General features: G+C 73.4%; 16 protein-coding genes. 10 read left to right on the top strand and 6 right to left on the bottom strand.

What is annotated here, in order from left to right; all coding sequences use genetic code 11:
- Positions 1–65 precede the first annotated feature (65 nt).
- Both AB0C22_RS14805 and AB0C22_RS14800 read right to left on the bottom strand, forming a co-directional pair.
- Complete coding sequence (locus tag AB0C22_RS14805) at positions 66–3731, bottom strand: adenylate/guanylate cyclase domain-containing protein (RefSeq protein WP_357535744.1); 3666 nt, start codon at positions 3729–3731, stop codon at positions 66–68.
- A 533-nt stretch (positions 3732–4264) separates the two neighbouring features.
- The gene (locus AB0C22_RS14800; RefSeq protein WP_208568691.1) at positions 4265–4957 is read right to left on the bottom strand and encodes a Crp/Fnr family transcriptional regulator; all 693 of its coding nucleotides are present in this window, start codon (positions 4955–4957) and stop codon (positions 4265–4267) included.
- Positions 4958–5276: 319 nt separating this feature from the next.
- Here AB0C22_RS14800 and AB0C22_RS14795 point away from each other — a divergent pair, with 319 nt between their 5' ends.
- The 5 genes from AB0C22_RS14795 to AB0C22_RS14775 all read left to right on the top strand — a co-directional run bounded on the left by AB0C22_RS14795 (position 5277) and on the right by AB0C22_RS14775 (position 9198).
- Positions 5277–5780, top strand: a complete 504-nt coding sequence (locus tag AB0C22_RS14795) for a polyadenylate-specific 3'-exoribonuclease AS (RefSeq protein WP_208568690.1) — start codon at positions 5277–5279, stop codon at positions 5778–5780.
- Between the two features lie 147 nt (positions 5781–5927).
- A complete protein-coding gene (locus AB0C22_RS14790; RefSeq protein WP_219464002.1) occupies positions 5928–6431 on the top strand; it encodes a pyridoxamine 5'-phosphate oxidase family protein in 504 nt (167 codons plus the stop codon).
- A gap of 178 nt (positions 6432–6609) precedes the next feature.
- Positions 6610–7638: a 6-phosphofructokinase gene (locus AB0C22_RS14785; RefSeq protein WP_219464001.1), complete on the top strand. Its 1029-nt coding sequence runs from the start codon at positions 6610–6612 to the stop codon at positions 7636–7638.
- A gap of 78 nt (positions 7639–7716) precedes the next feature.
- On the top strand, positions 7717–8535 hold the full coding sequence (gene proC / locus AB0C22_RS14780) for a pyrroline-5-carboxylate reductase (RefSeq protein ID WP_219464000.1): 819 nt from the start codon (positions 7717–7719) through the stop codon (positions 8533–8535).
- Between the two features lie 12 nt (positions 8536–8547).
- A complete protein-coding gene (locus tag AB0C22_RS14775; protein WP_308290860.1) occupies positions 8548–9198 on the top strand; it encodes a DUF2203 family protein in 651 nt (216 codons plus the stop codon).
- 170 nt (positions 9199–9368) lie between these two features.
- Here AB0C22_RS14775 and AB0C22_RS14770 read toward each other — a convergent pair whose 3' ends face one another.
- Positions 9369–10070 carry a class F sortase gene (locus AB0C22_RS14770; RefSeq protein WP_357535340.1) on the bottom strand — a complete coding sequence of 234 codons (702 nt, stop codon included), beginning with the start codon at positions 10068–10070 and terminating at the stop codon, positions 9369–9371.
- The gene (locus AB0C22_RS14765; RefSeq protein ID WP_357535338.1) at positions 10067–10930 is read right to left on the bottom strand and encodes a DUF4397 domain-containing protein; all 864 of its coding nucleotides are present in this window, start codon (positions 10928–10930) and stop codon (positions 10067–10069) included. The genes AB0C22_RS14770 and AB0C22_RS14765 overlap by 4 nt, the downstream gene beginning before the upstream one ends.
- A gap of 197 nt (positions 10931–11127) precedes the next feature.
- Here AB0C22_RS14765 and AB0C22_RS14760 point away from each other — a divergent pair, with 197 nt between their 5' ends.
- Together AB0C22_RS14760 and AB0C22_RS14755 are read left to right on the top strand one after the other, a co-directional pair.
- On the top strand, positions 11128–11622 hold the full coding sequence (locus tag AB0C22_RS14760) for a GNAT family N-acetyltransferase (protein ID WP_308290859.1): 495 nt from the start codon (positions 11128–11130) through the stop codon (positions 11620–11622).
- Positions 11623–11625: 3 nt separating this feature from the next.
- Complete coding sequence (locus AB0C22_RS14755; RefSeq protein ID WP_219463997.1) at positions 11626–12174, top strand: GNAT family protein; 549 nt, start codon at positions 11626–11628, stop codon at positions 12172–12174.
- Between the two features lie 80 nt (positions 12175–12254).
- On the opposite strand, the gene AB0C22_RS14750 is transcribed toward AB0C22_RS14755, so the two are convergent.
- Positions 12255–12947 (bottom strand): NADPH-dependent F420 reductase, encoded by a 693-nt coding sequence (locus AB0C22_RS14750; protein WP_219463996.1) that lies wholly within the window; start codon positions 12945–12947, stop codon positions 12255–12257.
- A 227-nt stretch (positions 12948–13174) separates the two neighbouring features.
- Between AB0C22_RS14750 and AB0C22_RS14745 the strand changes: the two genes are divergently transcribed.
- Positions 13175–13978, top strand: coding sequence for an SGNH/GDSL hydrolase family protein (locus tag AB0C22_RS14745; RefSeq protein WP_219463995.1), 804 nt, complete (start codon positions 13175–13177; stop codon positions 13976–13978).
- A gap of 762 nt (positions 13979–14740) precedes the next feature.
- Here the strand turns inward: AB0C22_RS14745 and AB0C22_RS14740 are convergent.
- Positions 14741–15229, bottom strand: a complete 489-nt coding sequence (locus AB0C22_RS14740) for a glutathione peroxidase (RefSeq protein ID WP_357535334.1) — start codon at positions 15227–15229, stop codon at positions 14741–14743.
- A 234-nt stretch (positions 15230–15463) separates the two neighbouring features.
- On the opposite strand from AB0C22_RS14740, the gene AB0C22_RS14735 reads away from it, so the two are divergent.
- Both AB0C22_RS14735 and AB0C22_RS14730 read left to right on the top strand, forming a co-directional pair.
- Entirely contained in the window at positions 15464–17098 is a 1635-nt protein-coding gene (locus AB0C22_RS14735; protein ID WP_357535332.1) for a glycosyl hydrolase family 18 protein, read from the top strand.
- A gap of 285 nt (positions 17099–17383) precedes the next feature.
- Complete coding sequence (locus tag AB0C22_RS14730) at positions 17384–17860, top strand: hypothetical protein (RefSeq protein WP_219463993.1); 477 nt, start codon at positions 17384–17386, stop codon at positions 17858–17860.
- Positions 17861–17867: the final 7 nt, after the last annotated feature.

The following is a 17867-nucleotide window of genomic DNA, read 5'->3' as shown; positions in this document are numbered from 1 at the left end:
GTGCCTGGCCCGTCCTGGCCCGTCCTGGCCCGGGTCGGCCTGGCCCGGGCGGGTGGTGGGCGGGGTCAGGTCGCGGGGGCCGCAGTGGCGAGCCGGAGCAGACCGGGCACGTCGTTGCGATCGGCGAAGTCGCGTACCCGGTCGATGGTGGCCGCCGCCTGGGCGGGGTCGGCGACGGCCAGCGCCCGCACCGACAGCGCGGTGGTCAGCACGTGGTCCGTGGCGTCGGTCATCCGGGCGTAGCTCTGCGCCGCCGTGCGGAACAGCCGGGCGGACCGCTCGGCGTCCCCGTCGGCCAGCGCCAGGGTGGCGTCGGCGACCTGCCCGGCGGCCTCCGCCCAGGGGGTCATCCGGGGGGACCGGTCGAGCATGTCGTGCACCAGCCGGGCGGCCTGCGGGCCGAGCACCGCGGCGACGTGACCGACCGCCGGCACCCACTCGGCGAACGGGATCATCCGGGTCCGGCCCCAGTCCTCGTCCAACTCCACCAGCAGCCGCATCGCCTCGTCCCGGCGGCCCCGGACCGCCCGGCAGAGCGCGGCGTGCGCCAGCGTCGACTGCAACACCCGGTGGAAACCGCTGCGCCGCGCCGCGACCAGGGCCCGGGACACCAGATCGTGATCGTCCGCCCCGGCGTCGCCCGACCCCGGGCCGGCCGCCTCGGCGTCGGGTGCCTCCGGGTCGGGCGTCCCGGGACCGCTCGGCGTGTGGCGGGTCGGGGCCGACGCCCGGGGCCCCTCGTCGGCCGGGCCGGGCTGGATCGGCACCAGCGGATGAGCCGGCTGGCCGGCCGGCGGACGAGCCGGTGGTTGGGTCGTCGGGTGGGCGGGTGGGTCGTCGGCGCGCAGGGCGCGCATCCACCCCGAGATCGCGACGATGTGCAGGTCCCACTCGGCGGTCGGCAGCCGGGTCGACTCGGTGCCCAGCTCCAGCGCCGCCACCCAGTCGCCGGCGTAGTACGCCCGGGCCCACTTGTCGGCGAAACTGGTCGCGAGGCTGTGCCCGCCACCCGGGTCCAGCGTGCGCTGCTCGTCGACCAGTTCGGCCGACCGGGCCAGGTCACCCTCCTCCTGCGCCGCCCAGGCCAGGTTGTGCACCGCCCGGCGTCGGCTGGCCAACCGGTCCACCCGGCACTGCTCGGCGACCTCGGCCAGCTCCGCGTACGCCTGCTGCTCGCCGGCCATGTACCGGGCCACCGCCAGGGTGATCCGCGCGTTGGCGCGTACCTCGGGCAGCAGCAGCCGCTCGGCCAGCTCGACCGCCGCGCGGGCCGCCACGCAGGCCTGATCGGTCTCGGCGTTGAGCATCCGGACCCGGGCCAGCTCCAGCAGGGCCTCCGCCTTCTCCTCGGACTCCGGCAACTCCGCGTAGATCGCGTTGGCCCGGTCCAGGCAACGCAGCGTCTCGGACCGGTCGGCCCGGCTCCAGGCGGCGGTGGCGAGCCGGGTCCAGGCGCGGGCCGCGCCGGCACGGTCCCCGACGGCGGCCAACCGCTCGGTGAGCCCGGCCAGCACCTCGGTCCCCCCGTCGACGAGGAAGGCGTCCCCGTCCCGGAAGAAGGCCAGCTCGGCGGCGAACAGCTCCAGCCCCGGGTCGGGGTCCCCGCCGACGGCCAGGGCCCGCCCGACCAACGTCGCGGCGTTCTCCAACGCGTGCAGCTCGTACGCCCGGCGGGCGGCCTGGTGCAGCGCCGTCCGGGCCGCCACCGCGTACGGGGTCGGGTCCAGTCCGACCGTCCGGGCGATCTCGTGGGCGGTCCAGCGGTGGTTGGCCAGCACCTCGGCCAGGTCCTGCTGCCCGGCGTCGGTGAGCTGGGCGAGCCAGTCGGCGGTGCGCTGGTGGCGCAGCACCCGTTCCGCCCGGGGCAGCCGCTGGTAGCACACGTCGCGGACCAGGATGTGCCGGAACCGGTACTCCGGCTGACCGGCCATGGTGGAGGCGGGCAGTTCGAAGACCATGTCCCGGCGCTGCAACCGGTCCAGCGCCCGCTCCACCCACTCCACCGTCCGCCCCAGCGCGGTCGCCACCGGCACCGGCCAGAACTGCACCCCCACCACGGCGGCGGCCTGGAGCACCGCCCGGTCCGCCGGGTCGAGCAGGTCGAGCCGGTTGGCGATGACGGCCTGGACGGTGCGTGGCATGTCGCTGGTGCCGGCCGGGGCGAACCGGGCGGCCGGCTCCAGCAGCCCGCCGTCCATCAGCATCCGGGCGTACTCCTGGGCGTAGAGCGGATTGCCGTCGGCGAACTCGATCAGCGGCTCACGGGCCGCCGCCGGCAGCGCGGCCTGCCCGAGTAGCAGCGAGTAGAGGGTGTCGATGTCCGCGTCGTGCATGGGCGGCACCGAGATCGACATCGCCCCGCTGATCGTGCCCGTCCAGGCCGGCTGCCGCTCCCGCAGCTCCGGCCGCGCGGTCGCCACCACCAGCAGCGGTACGCCCCGGGCCGCCGCGCCGAGCTGCTCGACGAAGGTGAGCATCGCCTGGTCGGCCCAGTGCATGTCCTCGAACACCAGCACCGTCGGCCCCTGCCCGGCCAGGGTGAGCAGGAACCGCCGCCAGGCCGCCTCGGTCTCCCCCGAGTTGAGCCGGGTGCCGGCGGCGACCCCGAGCAGCGGCCCCAGGGCGTTGGCCAACCGGGTGGCGTGCGGATCGCCGAGCTGGCCCAGCCGTTGGCGCAGCCGGTCGCGCAGCGGCTCCGGGTCGTCGCCCTCCGGCACCCCCAGCCACCCCTTGACGATGTCCGCCAGGGCAGCGTAGGTGACGTTCTCGCCGAACGGCGGGCACTGCCCGACCAGCCAGGTGACCCGGTGGCCGGGCAGGTTGGCGGCGTGCCGGGACAACTCGCGCAGCAACCGGCTCTTGCCCACCCCGGCCGGCCCGAAGACGGTCACCAGTTGGGAGGTGCGCTCGTTGACGGTGCGGTGCAGGGCACTGACCAGCAGCCCGCGCTCGTGCTCCCGGTCGACCATCGGGGTCAGCTCGGCGGCCTGCGGCCCGCTGCGCGGCCGGGCCCGTACGGCGAGCCAGATCCGGCTCACCGCCGAGCGCCCCCGCAGGGTGACGGCCGGCCGGTCGACGTACTCCAACTCGTGTCGGGTCGCCGCCCAGGTGCTCTCGTCGACGACCACCCCGCCGGTGGGCGCCAGCGCCTGCAACCGGGAGGCGGTGTTCACCACGTCGCCGGTGACGAACGCCTGGCCGCCGTCACGGGTGGCGGACAGGTCCACCAGCGCCTCACCGGTGGCGACACCCACCCGGAAACCCAGCGGCGGGTGCGGGCCGGCGGCCTGCCGGGCCAGGTTGCGTTGCAGCTCCAGACCGGCCCGTACGCAGCGCAGCGCGTCGTTGTCCGTGGCGACGGGGGCACCGAACAGCGCCATCACCGCGTCGCCGATGTACTTCTCGACCACCCCGCCGTACTGGTGGACCAGCTTGCGGACGGTGGCGAAGTACGCCTGCTGGAGGCTGCGCGCCTGCTCCGGGTCGGCCCGCTCGGCGTACGTGGTGAAGTCGACGATGTCGATGAAGAGCACGCTGACCTGGCGGCGGTCCTCCTGCACGGTGACCCCGTGGTCACGCAGCGGCTGCCCGCAGTTGGTGCAGAAGTTGGCCTCGGGGTTGTTGCCGTGCCCGCAGGAGGCACAGCCGAGCGACAGCGCCTGTCCGCAGCCGCCGCAGAAGCGGTCGTCCGGTCCCGCCGCCCGGGAGCAGTGTCCACACTTGAGGTCGATGACGAACTCCGTACGTGAGGAGGTCCCATTATCCCGCTGCGGCGGGCCAGTCGGGTACCCGACGTGCGGGCGGACCCTGCCGCTGGTCGGCCGCCACTAGTGTTCCTCACGAGGAAAACTCACTGTCAGGAGAGTGCCGTGCAGGTGCGATTGTCCGGCTACTGGACCGACCCGAACGGTACCGTCCGGTCTCCCGGGGAGACGGTCGACGTCGACGCGGTCACTCTCGCCAGAATGGAGGAACAGGGCATGGTGGAGAATCCCGACAGCAAGGCGTCCTCGGACACTGGCACGACCACGACCTCGCCGTCAAAGCCGCAGAAGATCGGGCCCGGACCAGGCACACCGCCGGACGAGATCGGACCCGGACCGGGTGCCCCGCCCGCGGACGACAGCGGCAAGTGAGTGACCGGCGTGGCCGGCGGACCAGGTCCACCGGCCACGCCGCTGTCGGTGCCACCGTCACGTACCCCGGCCCCGCCAGGAAACCCGCCGCCGTCGCCTGGATGCGGGCGTCCGCCGGGGATCGTCGGTCAGCGGTCGTTCATGCCGGCGCGTCGGCGCAGCGCCGCCACGTCGGTGACCACGATCCGGCGCCCCTCGGTACGCAGCCAGCCCCGGTTGGCGAAGGAGCCGATCGCCTGGTTGACGCTCTGTCGGGAACCACCGGCCATCTCGGCCAGCTGGCTCTGGTTCAGCTCGATGGTGATCATCGGGGCCTGGCTCTCGCCGGCCAGCCGGACCAGCGTCTTGGCCACCCGACCGGGCAGGTCGAGGAAGACATGGTCGGCGTTCTGCTCGGTGAGCCGCCGGATCAGCGCGCCCAGCGACCGCATCACCGCGTCCAGGATGCGCGGGTTGGAGTGCACCAGTTCCATGAAGGCCGGACGGGACAGGGCGAGCGCCGCGCAGTCCTCGATCGCCTCGGCCGAGGCGGACCGGGTGGAGGCGTCCAGCAGGGAGACCTCACCCAGCACGTCCGGTGGTCGGATGACCGACAACACGGCACGCTCTCCGGTCGGCGCGGTGCGGAACACCGCCACCGCCCCCCGACGCAGGACGATCAGCGACTCACCGGGATCGTTCTCGACGAAGAGCAGCTGACCCTTACGGTAGGTGCGCGGCACGGCTGCGGCGATCACCCGCTGGCGCACCTCGGGCTCCAACCCGGCGAACATCTCCACCCCCGTGAGGGCGTCACCCGGCTCCGGTAGGCGCATCTCCACCGCCCCACCCCTCCCCGGTCAAGGACCACAAATTTCGCTCACCGGGTGAACCCTGACGGCCCCTGCAGAGGTGAACTGACACCGGTTCGGCGTCCGGTAGCGGTACACATCAGATCATGACGGCCCAGTCGCTTGCTGTACACCCCTGTAAACCTTTCCGTGACACTCCGGAGCTGCGGCGGACGGCGAGGGTACGGCCCTGGAGCCCCACCCGGCCGCTCCGGCACCGTCCACCCGCCGCTCCGGCACCGCCCACCCGGCCGCTCCGGTGCCGCCCCGCCCGTCGGCGGTCACCGGCGGTGGGCGAGGATGGACGGCGATGGTCTACCGCTATTTCTACGACTGCGAATTCATCGAGGACGGCCGCAGCGTCGACCTCGTGTCGATCGGTGTCGTCGACGAGTACGGCCGCGAGTTCTACGCGGTCTCCACCGAGTTCGACGACTCCCGCGCCGTGCCCTGGGTCCGCCGTAACGTGCTGGACAAGCTCCCGTCGCCGGCCGACCGGGCCTGGCGCTCCCGGGCCCGCATCCGCGACGACCTGCACGAGTTCCTGCTGGAGCCGGTCCGCGACCGGCCGAACGAGCAGCTGGAGCTGTGGGCCTGGTACGCCGCGTACGACCATGTGGTGCTGGCCCAGCTCTGGGGGGCGATGCCGGCGCTGCCCCGGGAGATCCCCCGGTTCACCAAGGAGCTGCGGCAGCTCTGGGACGACGTCGGTCGTCCCCGGTTGCCGGACGCGGCGGCCGACCGGCACGACGCGCTGGTCGACGCCCGGCACAACCTGGCCCGCTGGCGGGCGATGACGGCCCGTCCGGTCTGAGCCCCGGCCCGGCCCGCCGGGTCCGGCCGGCGGCCCGGCCGCTCCCTGGCTGGCCGGGTGGCTGATGACAGCCCGTGACGATCAGCAGGTTTGGCTGGTCCCGTCGGGGGCACCGGGTCCGGGCGAGCCGATCCGAGGGAGTGCGCCATGGCCGACGACGCGACCACCATCACCGACGCCCGGCGGCGGGTGACCGAGCTGATCCGGGACGCCCGGATCTGCATGTTGACCACGATCGGCGTGGACGGTCGGATGCTCAGCCGGCCGATGGCGCTCCAGGCGGCCGAGTTCGACGGCGACCTGTGGTTCTTCGCCTACGCCGACTCCGCCAAGGTGCGTCAGATCCGGGTCAACCCGGAGGTCAACGTCGCCTTCTCCGACCAGCGCCACCACGCCTGGGTGTCGATCGCCGGCACCGCCCAGGAGGCGTACGACCGGGCGCGGGCCGAGCAGCTGTGGAACCCGCTGTTCAAGGCCTGGTTCCCCGACGGGCTGGACACCCCCGGGCTGACCCTGCTCAAGGTGCACGCCAGCTCGGCCGAGTACTGGGACTCCCCGGGTGGCACGGTGGTCAACCTGCTCGGGTTCGCCAGGGCGGCGGTCACCGGGAGGCCGCCGGAGGCGGGGGAGAACCACGAGGTCAGCTACTGACCGGTAGCCGCCGGGGTGGGCGGGACCGGCCGGGGCGCGGTGTCGGCGTGCAGCTGAGCCGACTACAGTGCGCACTGACGGCCCGCCCCGGGCCGGCAACGACGCCGATGGTCTGAGCGGACACATATCCTGGGGCTTATCCGGGCTTCACCTGACGTTCCAGGAGGATGAGCAGATCATGCGTATCGGCGTGCTCACCGGCGGCGGCGACTGCCCAGGTCTCAACGCGGTCATTCGAGCGGTGGTCCGTAAGGGCGTCGCTACTTACGGTCACGAGTTCGTGGGTTTCCGGGACGGGTGGAAGGGTCCGCTGGAGGGCCTGTCCAAGCCGCTCGGCATTCCTGAGGTGCGGGGCATCCTCCCGCGCGGCGGCACCATCCTCGGTTCGTCCCGCACCAACCCGTTCAAGATCGAGAACGGCGTGGAGCGGATCAAGGAGAACCTCGCCGGGCAGGGCGTGGACGCGCTGATCGCGATCGGCGGCGAGGACACCCTGGGCGTCGCCACCAAGCTGCACGAGCTGGGCGTCAACGTGGTCGGCGTACCGAAGACGATCGACAACGACCTGGGCGCCACCGACTACACCTTCGGCTTCGACACCGCCGTCAACATCGCCATGGAGGCGATCGACCGGCTGCACACCACCGCGGAGAGCCACCACCGCACCCTCGTCGTCGAGGTGATGGGCCGGCACGCCGGCTGGATCGCCCTGCACGCCGGCCTCGCCGGCGGCGCCAACGTGATCCTGCTGCCGGAGCGCAAGTTCGACGTCGACCAGGTCGCCGGCTACGTCGAGAAGCGCTTCCAGCACCAGTACGCCCCGATCGTCGTGGTCGCCGAGGGCGCCCAGCCGCTGGACGGCCAGATGGTCCTGCACAACCAGGAGCTGGACGCCTTCGGGCACGTCCGGCTGGGTGGCATCGGCCAGTGGCTGGCCGAGCAGCTGGAGGCCAAGACCGGCAAGGAGGCCCGCACCGTCGTGCTCGGGCACATCCAGCGCGGCGGCACCCCGACCGCGTTCGACCGGGTGCTCGCCACCCGGCTCGGCCTCCAGGCCATCGACGCCGCGCACGAGGGTGACTGGGGCAAGATGGTCGCGATGCAGAGCACGGACATCGTCCGGGTGCCGCTGGCCGAGGCCACCCGCGAGCTGAAGACCGTCCCGGTCGAGCGCTACGACGAGGCCGAGGTCTTCTTCGGCAGCTGATCGCAGCCCATCCCCTTCCCCTCCGCAGCGCCGGAGGGGAAGGGGCACGGGACCGGACGAGCGGGACGGAAGGGTGACATGGGGTCGGCGAGACACACCGTCGCGGTGATCGGGGCGGGAAAGATCGGCGAGCTGGTGCTCTCCGGGCTGTTGCGGTCCGGCTGGCCGGCGCAGCGCCTGCTGGCGACCGCCCGCCGACCCGTCCGGGCCGAGGAACTGGCCACCCGGTACGGCGTACGGGTGGTCGACAACCTGACCGCCGTGACCGAGGCGGCGGTGCTGGCGATCGCGGTGAAACCCCAGGACGCAGGGGTCCTGCTGGACGAGATCGGCCCCAAGGTGCCGGCCGACAAGCTGGTCGTCTCGCTCTGCGCCGGGCTGCCCACCAGCTTCTTCAGCCGCCGGCTGCCCGAGGGCACCCCGGTGGTCCGGGTGATGACCAACACCCCGGCCCTGGTCGACCAGGCGATGAGCGCCATCTCGGCCGGCGCCCACGCCACCGGCGAACACCTGGCCCTGGCCGAGGAGATGTTCGCCCCGCTCGGGGCGACCCTGCGGGTGCCCGAGTCGCAGCAGGACGCGGTCACCGCCCTCTCCGGCTCCGGCCCGGCCTACTTCTACCTGCTGGTCGAAGCCATGATCGACGCCGGCATCCTGCTCGGCCTGCCCCGGCAGGTGGCGCACGAGCTGATCGTGCAGACCGCGATCGGTTCGGCTGTGATGCTGCGCGACTCCGGCGAACACCCGGTCAAGCTCCGCGAGGCGGTCACCTCGCCGGCCGGCACCACCATCTCCGCCGTCCGCGAGCTGGAGAAACACGGGGTACGCGCGGCGCTGCTGGCGGCGCTGGAAGCCGCCCGCGACCGCGCCCGCGAACTCGCCGCCCAGGCCGACTGACCCGGGCTCGCCGTGTCAGGGGCGGGGGCCGACGGCATTCCGGATCTCGGTCCGCCACCCGAACGGGTCGTCGTCGACGTGGCGCAGGTGCGCCGCCTCGTCGCCACCCAGTTTCCGCACTGGGCCGAACTGCCGGTCGAACCGGTCGCCAACGGCGGCTGGGACAACTGGACCTTCCACCTCGGCTCCGGCATGTCGGCACGCCTGCCGAGCGCTTCGGACGTCGACGGGTCGGTTCGGACGCCTCCGGGCCGACTGAAGCCGGCGGACGGGTCGGTGCGGATCACCCGGGTGCCCCATACTGGCCCCGTGTTCACTCTCGCCCAGGCGCGGTACCTGGTCGCCACCCTGCACCCCCGCATCGACGAGCTGATCGGCATCCGGGCCGACCTGGCCGAGCTGCGGGCCGACCTGGCCGGCCCGGGGATGTCGGCGCTGGGCGGCCGGGCCGAGGTCAAGGCCCTGGAGGCCCGGCTGCACGGCGTGCTGGAGGAGCTGAACTCGCACGACATCCAGGTCAAGGGGATCGCCCCGGTGCTGCTCGACTTCCCCGGCGAACACGAGGGCCGGGCGGTGCTCTGGTGCTGGCTGGAGGGTGACCCCGACGTCCGCTGGTTCCACCGCGTCGAGTGCGGCTTCGCCGGCCGCCGCCCCATCCGCTAACCCCCCACCCCCACCCTCCGCCCCTCCCCACCCCCGCGCCCCACCCCTCCGCGTCGATCATGGAGTTGTGGTGGGTTGCAAAAGGGGTGTATCACCGTGAAATCGGCACCAGAACTCCAAGATCGCGCGCGACACCCGGGGCAGGTCAGCTCGGCGGGTGGCCGGGTGAGTCAGTCGGCGGCGGAGCGGGGGAGGGGATCGGCCGGTGCGTCGGCGACGGCGAAGACCACCACGTTGTCCCGGTAGTGGCCGACCCGTCGGTCGAAGTCGCCGCCGCAGGTGATCAGGCGTAGCTCGGGGCCGGGCGTCGGGCCGTACACGGTGGCGGTGGGGAAGGCGTCCTTCGGGGTGCGCAGCGCGCCGGTGACCCGGAACGGCACCCGTCGTCCGCCCCGCCACACCTCGATCCGGTCGCCGGGGCGCAGTTCGCCGAGGCGGGCGAAGACGGCCGGGCCGCGCCGCGAGTCGAGGTGCCCGGCGATCACCGCCGGTCCCGGGTCGCCCGGCGCGGGGCCGCCGCCGTACCAGCCGGCCCGGGTGAAGTCCGCCGGGGGGACCAGGATGCCGGCCCGGTCAAGCCCGAGGGCGGTGAGTGGGGAGTCGACGCCGATCCGCGCCACGCGTACCCGGGTGGGCGGTGTCGGGGTGGCGCGGGGGGTGCCGGCGCTGGTGGCGCAACCGGCCGCGCAGCCGGGCTGCCAGGCGCCGGCCGGGTCGGCCGGGCGGGCGGAGTCGCTGGTCAGGCGCGTGTCGGTGGCCAGGCCGACGCCGGTGCCGGCGGCCAAACAGAGCACCGCCCCGGCCGCGACCAGGGCGGCGGCCGGCGTCCGGCGGGCGCGGTGCCGGCGGATCGCGAAGCCGGGCCCAGTCACCAGACCGGTCGCCGCCGTCGCCGCGCCAGCACCGTCGCCCCCACCACCACGGCCCCCGCGAGCACCCCGCCGGCCACCATCGGGTACGCCCCGGGCCCGTCCCCGGCCAGCCCTCCCGCTCCCGCCGGCACGCCACCGGCCGGGGCGACCCCGCCGCCCCGGGCGTCCTCGCGCAGCTCGGTGGTGAGTCCGCCCCGCTTGCCGTCGAGCACCAGCAGCGAGTAGACCCGCCCACCGGTGAGGGTCACCTCGGCGTCGGTGCTCGGGCCGCTGCCGCCGCCGAGGCGCAGCCGCCAACGACCCGGCTCGACCTGCCGGTAGTTGGTGGTGGTGGCGAACCGGACGGCGTCGGCGATGGTCGGCCCGTCGTCGGCCGTCACGTCGACCACCGGGGCGCGTACGGAGGCGTGGACGACCCGTACCTTCGCCTGGCCGGGGGCCGGGGCGGTGAGGTCGTCGGCGAGCACCCGCAGGCCCAGGTCGGCGTAACGGCCCACCCCGGCCACCGTGTACGCCTCGCCCGCGCCGAGGTCCACCTCGGTGGTGAGCACCGGGGGTTCGCTGGCCGGGGTGCCGGCCTGCCGCATCGCCACCGCGTAGCGGCCGACGGCCAGGGGCAGGTAGCGGGAGACGACGCCGTAGCCGACGGCGGGGAAGACCTGCGGTGCGGCGCTGCCGGGGGCGGAGAGGTAGACGTCCACGGCCGGGGTGTCGGGGGAGAGGTGGGCGAGCCGGACGTAGCCGACGTCGCCGGCCGCCGCCCCGGCGGGCGTGATGCCGATGGTGGCCAGCGCGGTGCCGAGCAGGAGCGTGCCGGCGGCGGCGAGCAGCCGACGCGGCACGGTGGGGAGCTGGGGCATCTCGCCTCCGAGGTGGTGTCGGTCCCGACCCCCAGCGTCCCGTGAGTGGGACCCGATGGCAAGTTGGCCGGACGTCGTGTTCCGGCACTTTCCGGTCGGCGCGGTTCCGGGCCGGTTCCGTCGTTTCCGGTCGGGCGGTCCCGGGTCGGCGCGGTTCGGGTCGGCGGTCCGCCCGGGGCATCCGGTACCGTCCGTTCGTGATCAACGTTCGACGGGCCGTGGTCGCCGACGCTGGTGAGATCGTTCGCCTGCGTGGGGTGATGCTGGCCGACATCGACCAGTTGGACCCGGCGCCGGGGCCCTGGCAGCAGGCGTCCCGGGAGGTGCTGCACCGACGGCTGGCCGAGCCGGCCGACCTGATGGCGGTCTTCGTCGTCGACGACCCGGCCCGGCCCGGCGTCCTGGCGGCCTGCGCGACCGGGACCATCGAGCAGCGTCTCGGCGGCCCCGGCAACCCCGACGGCCTGACCGGGTACGTCTTCAACGTGGCCACCGAGCCGGTGCACCGTCGGCGCGGCTACGCCCGGGCCTGCCTGGAGGCATTGCTGGACTGGTACCGGCAGCGCGGGGTCGGCAAGGTCGACCTGCGGGCCTCGACCGACGGCGAGCCGCTCTACCGGTCGCTGGGCTTCGTCCCCACTCCCGGGCCCACGCTGCGGCTGAGCCTGCCGGTCGCACACCGGAGGAACTGACGGATGTTCGCACTACCGCTGACCGGGGACGCCGAGCTGCGTCCGCTCGCACCGTGGCAGGCCGAGGAGTTCCTGGCCCACCTGGACCGGGCCCGGGCACACATCGCCCCGTGGGTGGGTACGTCCTTCGTGGCCACCGACCTGGAGGCGGCCCGCCGGGTGCTGCGTCGGTCGGCCGACAAGTGGGCCGACGACGCCGGGGGCATCTGGGGGATCTGGCTCGACGGCGTCCTGGTCGGCGGGGTGCTGTTCGTGTCGTTCAGCACGGCGACGGGGGTGGCGGAGGCGGGCTGCTGGCTGGAGCCGGCCGCCGAGGGTCGGGGCCTGGTGACCCGGGCGGCGACCCGGATCGTGGACTGGGCGATCCGGGAACGCGGCATCCACCGGGTCGAGTGGCGGACCAGCGTCGGCAACGTCCGCAGCATCGCGGTGGCCCGGCGGCTCGGCATGCGGCACGAGGGCACCCTGCGTCAGGTCGCTCGGGGGCCGGCGGGCCGGGTGGACATGGAGGTGTGGGCGGTGCTGGCCGACGAGTGGCAGGCTCCTCGCTGACACGGGGGGCCGCCCGCCGGCCGCACCGGCCGGGACGGGCCTCGCGGCTGCCGTCCCGGCCGGCGCGGTGGTGGTACCGGTCAGACGTCGGCGTAGCGGCGGGCGGCGGCCAGGGCGTCGCGCAGCCGCTGCGCGTCGGTCGGCAGGCCCGGCTGTTCGTAGCCGGCCGCCGGGTCGGCGGTGTAGAAGACGCCGTACGCGGCGGTGTCCCGCTGGAACCGCCAGCCCTCGGCGAGCGGCCCCACGTCGACGGTGTCGTACCCGACGGAGTCGATGAACGCGGTGACCTCGGCCTTGGCCGCGGCGTCGTCCCCGGCGACCGGCAGCGAGGTGCGGTCGGTGGCCCCCGCCGGGCGGGCCAGCGCGAGCAGGTGCTTGAAGTAGATGTTGTTGAAGGCCTTGACCACCTGCGACTCCGGCAGGTGCCGCTGGAGCAGCTCGCTGGTGGTGGTCGACTCGTCGTCCAGCTCCGGGAAGCTGTCGTCGCGCTCCGGGTAGTAGTTGTTGGTGTCGATGACGGTCTTGCCGGCGAGCGGCGCGGCCGGCACCTCCCGGTAGGCGCGCAGCGGGATGGTGACCACCACCAGGTCGCCCGCTGCCGCCGCCTCGGCCGGGGTGGCCGCCCGGGCCCGTATGCCCAACTCGTCGACCAGGTCCTTGAGCGTCTCCGGGCCGCGTGAGTTGCTGAGCACCACGTCATGTCCGGCGGTGACCGCCAGCCGGGCCAGGGTGCTGCCGATGTTGCCGCTGCCGATGAGTCCCACAGTTGTCATGCCGGTGACCAACCGGCCGGCGTGGGTGGGTATTCCCGACCTGACCGATGGGTTGTGCGCCGGATGTCGACCGTCCACGTCGGCCCGGCCGGGTCGTCTGTCCGACGGCGACGTCACGTGCGGATGAACCCCTAGTAACCCCTGTTGCCCATCGATAATCTTCCGTAAACACATGATTGAGTGATATCTATCTCCCACCACCACTTCCTAACCCCCAGGAGTGCGACGTGCGGAGATCCCGACTCGTGACCCTCGCCGTGAGTCTCGCGGCGTCCATCGGCGTGACCCTCGGCGCGGCGGTGCCCGTCCAGGCCGCCCCCACCGACCGGTACGTGGCCCTCGGCGACTCGTACGCCTCCGGTGTCGGCGCCGGCAGCTACACCTCCGAGAGCGGCTCCTGTCAGCGCAGCACCAACGCGTACCCGGCGCTGTACAACACCAACATCAAGCCGGCCTCGTACAAGTCGGTGGCCTGCTCCGGCGCGACCACCACCGACGTGGTCAACAACCAGCTCTCCGCGCTGACCTCGACCACCACCCTGGTCAGCGTCACCATCGGTGGCAACGACGTCGGGTTCACCACGATCATGTCGACCTGCGTGCTCCAGGGGGAGACCCAGTGTGTCGCGGCCGTGCAGGCCGCCGAGAACAAGGCCCGCGCGGAACTGCCCGCCAAGCTCGCCACCGTCTACAACGGGATCAGGTCGCGTGCGCCGTCGGCCCGGGTGGTGGTCGTCGGCTACCCGGTCTTCTACCAGCTCGGCACCGTCTGCGTGGGGCTCAGCGCGAACTCCCGCGCGAAGATCAACGAAGGCATCAACCTGATCGACGACATCACCCGCACCGCCGCCACCTCGGCCGGCTTCACGTTCGCCGACGTACGGTCCATCTTCGTCGGTCACCAGCTGTGCAGCTACGGCGAGAAGTGGCTGCACGCGTTGAACTTCGCCAACCTCGGCGTCTCGTACCACCCGACGGCGGCCGGGCAGTCCGGCGGCTACTACCCGGTCTTCCGCTCCGCCGCCGGTTGACCTGAACCGCGTCCCGCCGGCTCCACCGTGACCGCGTCGCCCCGCCCGGGTCGGCGCGGTCACGGCCGTCGGGTGGGTCTGCGGCATCCTGTCCGGCCGGGTCGGGTCCGCAGGTGTCCCTGTTCCGGCTGGCTTCCGGGGTGCGGGTCGGCCGGCTTGCGGGCGTGGGTGGGTTGGCTTGCGGGCGTGGTCGGGCCGTCCGGTCGAGTGCCGGGCGTCTGCCCTCCTGCCGATGCCGTCGCGGACGCTTTCGAGCTGATGACGTTGACGACTCGCTGTCCGGCCCGGCTCCGACGGCCCCCGTCCGGCCGCTCGGCGTCTGGACGGGGGCTGGACGGGTGTCGTCGACGCAGACCGCGCCCGCAGCGTGTGCTGGTCCACCCCGGCCGGCCCGGGACTCCCGGCCGGGGTGGGTCGTCGGGACCGGTGGAAATCACGTGGCGTGTCCCCACCGGGGTCCGGACGGCGCTGCTCGGCGTAGGTCGGGGTTCGCGGTCGACTCGGCCCGGCTTCCTACGCGGGGGAGTGGGGTGTCGTCCTGTCCGGGCGGGGTGACTCGTTGGTGTCGTCAGCTCGAAAGGGCGCGAGGAGACCCTTGTGGGGGCAGGGCGGTCCGCGTCGTGGGCGGCGCCCGGCGGGTAGGGGTGAGCCGGCCGACGGGGGCTCGGCCGGCGGTCGGCCCGAACCGTCCGGGTCGGACCGGTGGGCGGCCCCGGAACGGGACCGACCCGGACGGTGCGACCCGGAAGCAGGGGCGAGCCTTCAGGCGGGGAGAACCTTCTCGATGGCGGCGCGTAGCTCGGCCGAGTCCGGCGTGACGGTCGGCGCGAACCGGGCGGCGACGGTGCCGTCCGGGGCGACCAGGAACTTCTCGAAGTTCCACCGGACGTCGCCGTCGTGCCCCTCGGCGTCGGGAGTGTCGACCAGCGCCGCGTAGAGGGGGTGCCGGGCCGGGCCGTTGACGTCGACCTTCTCGGTCAGCGGAAAGGTGACGCGATAGTTGACCTGGCAGAATTCGCCGATCTCGGCGGCCGTGCCGGGTTCCTGCCCGGCGAACTGGTTGCACGGTACGCCGAGCACCACCAGGCCCCGGTCGGCGTACTCGGTGGCCAGCGCCTGGAGGGCGGCGTACTGCGGGGTGAGGCCGCAGCGGGAGGCCACGTTCACCACCAGCAGTGCCCGGCCCCGGTAGCCGGCCAGGTCGGCCGGGCCACCGGCCAGGGCGTCGATCTCGATGTCGAAGACGGTCATGTGGCGAGGTTAGCGCCCGGGCCGCCGCCCGCTTCGCTGCTCGTCCCGCCGCCCGCTTCGCTGCTCGTCCCGCCGCCCGCTTCGCTGCTCGTCCCGCCGGCGGGTCCGCTGCTCGTCCCGTCGCCCCGGGCCGGTGACGAATCGACGGATGCGCATCTTGACGAAGTGATGACGGTGTGAGTAGCGTCTCCCCATCGATTTGGAAAGTTTCCTAACTGTTTGAGGAGGCGCCTCATGAAGAGATCGCTCCGCCGCGCCCTCTGGGCCGGCGCCGTCATGGCGCTGACCGTGGCGGCGGTACCGGTGACCTCGGCGTTCGGCGCCGGAAGCGTCACCGCGACATTCGCCTCGGCCCAGGACTGGGGGACCGGCCACGAAGGGCGGGTCACCGTGGCCAACGGCTCCAGCGCCAGCGTCAGCACCTGGCGCATCGAGTTCGACCTGCCGTCCGGCACCACCATCAGCAGCTTCTGGGACGCCGACGTCACCAGCAGCGGCAACCACTACGTGGCGGTGAAGAAGAGCTGGGCCGGGCCGCTCGCCCCGGGGGCCAGCTTCAGCTGGGGCTACAACGGCACCGGGCCGTACAAGGCGCCGCTGAACTGCACGATCAACGGCGCGTCGTGCGGCGGCGGCACCCCGCCCACCACGAAGCCGCCGACGACCCCGCCGCCCACCACGGCCCCGCCCACCACCGCCCCGCCGACGACCCCGCCCCCGACGACCCCGCCACCCACGACCACCCCGCCCAGTGGGGACAAGAAGGTCGTCGGCTACTTCGCCGAATGGGGCGTCTACGGCCGCAACTACCACGTCAAGAACATCGCCACCAGCGGCTCCGCCGCCAAGCTCACCCACATCCTGTACGCCTTCGGTAACACCACCGGCGGTCGGTGCACGATCGGGGACAGCTACGCCGACTACGACAAGGCGTACACGGCGGCGGACAGCGTCGACGGCGTCGCCGACACCTGGGACCAGCCGCTGCGCGGCAGCTTCAACCAGCTGCGCAAGCTCAAGAAGATGTACCCGCACCTCAAGGTGATCTGGTCCTTCGGCGGCTGGACCTGGTCGGGTGGCTTCACCCAGGCCGCGCAGAACCCGGCCGCGTTCGCCGACAGCTGCTACAACCTGGTCGAGGACCCGCGCTGGGCGGACGTCTTCGACGGCATCGACGTCGACTGGGAGTACCCCAACGCCTGCGGTCTGAGCTGTGACAGCAGCGGCCCGAACGCGTTCAAGAACGTGATCTCCGCGCTGCGGGCCAAGTTCGGCTCGTCGGCCCTGGTCACGGCCGCGATCACGGCCGACGGCAGCAACGGCGGCAAGATCGACGCCACCGACTACGCCGGTGCGGTGGGCAACCTCAACTGGCTGATGCCGATGACGTACGACTACTTCGGCGCGTTCAACGCCCAGGGTCCCACCGCCCCGCACTCGCCGCTCACCTCGTACACCGGGATCCCGCAGCAGGGCTTCAACTCCGACGCGGCGATCCAGAAGCTCAAGTCCAAGGGCGTACCGGCCAACAAGCTCCTGCTCGGCGTCGGCTTCTACGGTCGGGGCTGGACCGGGGTGACCCAGGCCGCCCCGGGCGGCACCGCCACCGGCGCGGCCCCCGGCACCTACGAGGCGGGCATCGAGGACTACAAGGTGCTGAAGAACACCTGCCCGGCCACCGGCACCATCGCCGGCACCGCGTACGCCAAGTGCGGCAGCAACTGGTGGAGCTACGACACCCCGGCCACCATCGGCGGCAAGATGACCTACGCGAAGAACCAGGGCCTCGGCGGCGCGTTCTTCTGGGAGCTCTCCGGCGACACGAGCAACGGTGAGCTGATCGGCGCCATCAAGGGCGGCCTCGGCTGAGCCGAGCGCCCGACGCGCCACCCGCGCGGGGAGGGACCGGCCACCGGTCCCTCCCCGCCCGGCTGCGGCCGGGGCCCGTCCGACGCCCGTCCGGGTCGGCCCGTGCCGGGTAGGGTGGTCAGCTTCCGGCGTCGGGCGGTCCCGTCGGACGAAACGCCGGCCGGCTCGGGCGGCGCGGCCGTGACGGGTTGCCACCGCACGGGTGCGGTGTGGCAGACTCGCCGCTCGGCATCCGGTCGACAACCGCCCCAGGGGCCGGTCGACATCCGCACCCGGGGAGGACGCATGGGCCGCAGGTTCCGCACCGTCGGCGTCGTACCGCTGGCCCTGCTGCCGTTCGCCCTGCTCGGCTGCGGTCTCGGGGGGGACGACGAGGCCGACGGCGGGCCCACCAGGGTGCCCGTCCAGGAGGCGTCCGCCAAGGCCCGCGAGCGGGTGCAGGCGTACCTCGACGCGATGGCGGCCAAGGACCCGGCCGCCGGCCGCAACCAGCTCTGCGCGACGATGCAGGCGGGCTTCGACGCCGCCGCGACCGGGCCGAACGGTGACTTCGCCGACCACTTCACGGTGCCCGCCGCGAGGATCACCGACATCCGGGCCGGCTCCCGGGGCCAGGAGGTCAGCACCACCGTGACCGTGTCGGTGGGGTCGAAGAAGACCACCCGGCCGCTGCTGTTCACCGTCACCCGCGACGGCGCGGACTGGTGCATCGCGGGCGAGGAGCCCGGCGGGCACACCCCGGCACCGTCGGTCACCCCCTGACTCCCAC

The sequence above is a fragment of the Micromonospora sp. NPDC048894 genome (assembly GCF_040649765.1).
In the GTDB taxonomy this organism is placed as follows: Bacteria; Actinomycetota; Actinomycetes; order Mycobacteriales; family Micromonosporaceae; genus Micromonospora; species Micromonospora antibiotica.
The sequence above is the reverse complement of the archived record's forward strand: the minus strand, read 5'-3'. Positions and strand labels throughout refer to the sequence as shown.

What these genes read in the sequence shown, in the direction of transcription:
- AB0C22_RS14795 (WP_208568690.1), top strand. Translation starts at nt 5,277, where the DNA reads ATGGTCTACCGCTATTTCTACGACTGCGAATTCATCGAGGACGGCCGC.
- AB0C22_RS14790 (WP_219464002.1), top strand. Translation starts at nt 5,928, where the DNA reads ATGGCCGACGACGCGACCACCATCACCGACGCCCGGCGGCGGGTGACC.
- AB0C22_RS14785 (WP_219464001.1), top strand. Translation starts at nt 6,610, where the DNA reads ATGCGTATCGGCGTGCTCACCGGCGGCGGCGACTGCCCAGGTCTCAAC.
- proC (WP_219464000.1), top strand. Translation starts at nt 7,717, where the DNA reads ATGGGGTCGGCGAGACACACCGTCGCGGTGATCGGGGCGGGAAAGATC.
- AB0C22_RS14765 (WP_357535338.1), bottom strand. Translation starts at nt 10,930, where the DNA reads ATGCCCCAGCTCCCCACCGTGCCGCGTCGGCTGCTCGCCGCCGCCGGC.
- AB0C22_RS14755 (WP_219463997.1), top strand. Translation starts at nt 11,626, where the DNA reads ATGTTCGCACTACCGCTGACCGGGGACGCCGAGCTGCGTCCGCTCGCA.
- AB0C22_RS14750 (WP_219463996.1), bottom strand. Translation starts at nt 12,947, where the DNA reads ATGACAACTGTGGGACTCATCGGCAGCGGCAACATCGGCAGCACCCTG.
- AB0C22_RS14740 (WP_357535334.1), bottom strand. Translation starts at nt 15,229, where the DNA reads ATGACCGTCTTCGACATCGAGATCGACGCCCTGGCCGGTGGCCCGGCC.
- AB0C22_RS14735 (WP_357535332.1), top strand. Translation starts at nt 15,464, where the DNA reads ATGAAGAGATCGCTCCGCCGCGCCCTCTGGGCCGGCGCCGTCATGGCG.
- AB0C22_RS14730 (WP_219463993.1), top strand. Translation starts at nt 17,384, where the DNA reads ATGGGCCGCAGGTTCCGCACCGTCGGCGTCGTACCGCTGGCCCTGCTG.